At 64.5% G+C, this 2,145-nt stretch carries 3 protein-coding genes; 2 read left to right on the top strand and 1 reads right to left on the bottom strand.

Going from position 1 to position 2,145, the window contains the following annotated elements:
- Positions 1-418: 418 nt before the first annotated feature.
- Positions 419-1,087 carry a TerC family protein gene (locus BMY90_RS16935; RefSeq protein WP_092705328.1) on the top strand — a complete coding sequence of 223 codons (669 nt, stop codon included), beginning with the start codon at positions 419-421 and terminating at the stop codon, positions 1,085-1,087.
- 226 nt (positions 1,088-1,313) lie between these two features.
- Positions 1,314-1,922, top strand: coding sequence for a glutathione S-transferase family protein (locus tag BMY90_RS16930; protein ID WP_037100846.1), 609 nt, complete (start codon positions 1,314-1,316; stop codon positions 1,920-1,922).
- A 76-nt stretch (positions 1,923-1,998) separates the two neighbouring features.
- Here BMY90_RS16930 and BMY90_RS16925 read toward each other — a convergent pair.
- On the bottom strand, positions 1,999-2,145 hold a 147-nt coding region (locus BMY90_RS16925; protein WP_281244063.1), incomplete at its 5' end, for a citrate/2-methylcitrate synthase.

Genomic DNA, 2,145 nt, shown 5'->3' with positions numbered 1-2,145 from the left:
ATGTAGCGCGCGGTGTCGTAGGCTTCCTTCGACTCGATCGTGTAGTCGGCCACATAGTTGGCGATGTCCACCATCGGCTGGTCGGGATCGGGGCGGGCGGCGGAACGGATGTCGGGTGCACTCATGGCATGAGTCTCGCTGCGAGGGGGAAACGCCCATTCTATCCGGGCGATCCCGCTTTCAGCAGTGCTCATGCTTGACCGCCCCGCCCTTGCCGTCGACAATCGGCACACTTCATCCCAGAAGGGAGTAGTTCCGGAAGCCCGTTGTACAACGCTTCCGTGCGGCGATCGTCATCACGAGCGACACCTCGCTCCGGGCGCCGCGGCGACACCCGTCGCGAACGAGACTTTTGCGGTGCTGGCGGATCGCGCGCGTCCGTCGTCACTGCATTGACTCGTCGCGCACGGAACCGCCCATGCTTCCCACCGATTTCCTGTCCGGCCTGCTCACCATCGTCCTGCTCGATCTGGTGCTGGCAGGCGACAACGCCATCGTCATCGCGCTGGCGGCGCGCAACCTGCCGAAATCACTGCAGACGAAGGCCGTGTTCTGGGGCACGTTCGGCGCCGTGGCAGTGCGCGTCGCACTCACCGCCGTGGTGGTCTACCTGCTGAAGCTTCCCGGCCTGATGCTGGCGGGCGGCATCGTGCTGCTGCCGATCGCGTGGAAACTGCTGAAACATGACGACGACGCACCCGAAGTAACCGCGGCCAGCAGCTTCTGGGCGGCACTGCGCACCATCATCGTGGCCGACGCGCTGATGGGGCTGGACAACGTGCTGGCCATTGCCGGTGCCTCGAAAGGCCACCTCGGCCTGGTGGTGCTGGGACTGCTGATCAGCGTGCCGCTGGTGGTCTGGGGTTCCACCTTGATTCTGAAGCTGATCAACCGCTTTCCCGCCATCGTGTATATCGGCGCCGCCGCGATCGCGCTTACCTCGGCCCGCATGATCGCCCACGATCACCTGGTCGCCGGCTGGTTCGATGCACACACGTGGGTAGGGTATGTGCTGGATGCGGGATTGATCGCCGTCATCTGTGGCGGTGGCTGGCTGGTCAATCGGCAAGCGCGACGCCGCGAATGAAGCGATGGGTGATTCCAGGCAAAGTCGATGCGCCGCGGCCACGGGGGACAAATCCACAACCATCCGGCGCACCAGGCTGCGTCGCGCATGGCCGGAAACGCCCCTCCGAGTGGAAGCTGCCGCCGCGGCGCTAGACTGACAGCATGCCGATCTGCCCGAACAAGGTCGCAACGGCGCTACGGGCCAAATGTCTTATCGCCTCTCGTCCCCCAAGGAGTCCCACATGCTGAAGCTCTACTACCTGCCCGGCGCCTGCTCGCTGACCGACCACATCGTGCTCGAATGGACCGGCCAACCCTATGAAGCACATCCGGTGGCACGCGATGAGTTGCGTTCGCCGGCCTTCCTTGCCATCAGCCCCAATGGCCAGGTGCCGGTGCTGGAAGAAGACGGTTGGACGCTGACCGAGAACGTGGCCATCCTCAACTACCTGGCCGACCGCTTTCCCGATGCAAAGCTCGGCGGCGACGGCACTGCGCGCGGTCGCGCCGAGGTGAACCGCTGGCTCGCTTTCGTGAACTCCGATATCCATCCGGCGTTCAAGCCGATCTTCGGGCCGAAAAGCTTCATTGGTGACGAAGCGCAACACGCCGACCTGCAACAGCACGCCCGCACAAAACTGCGCGCGCTGTTCGAGCGGGCCAACAACCAACTGGCCGGACGCGACTGGCTCACCGGCAGCCGCTCGATCGCCGATCCGTACCTGTTCGTGGTGCTGCGCTGGGCCAAGGCGAAGGGCGTGGACCTGCACGGCCTGGATCATCTTGCAGCCTTCAGCCAGCGCATGCATGAAGACGCCGGCGTACAGGCTGCCATGCGCGCGGAAGGCATCTGACGCCCGTCGTCCCTGGCATGAAACGCAAAAAGGGCGCCCGACGGCGCCCTCTTTGCGTACAGATTGCCGACCAGACTCAGCGCTTGTCGATTGGCACGTAGACCTGGTCTTCCGGACCGGTGTAGTTCGCGCTGGGGCGGATGATCTTGCCGTCCTGGCGCTGCTCGATCACGTGCGCGCTCCAGCCTGACGTACGCGCGATCACGAACAGCGGCGTGAACAT

The organism is Rhodanobacter glycinis (assembly GCF_900114325.1).
GTDB lineage: Bacteria > Pseudomonadota > Gammaproteobacteria > Xanthomonadales > Rhodanobacteraceae > Rhodanobacter_A > Rhodanobacter_A glycinis.
The sequence above is the reverse complement of the archived record's forward strand: the minus strand, read 5'-3'. Positions and strand labels throughout refer to the sequence as shown.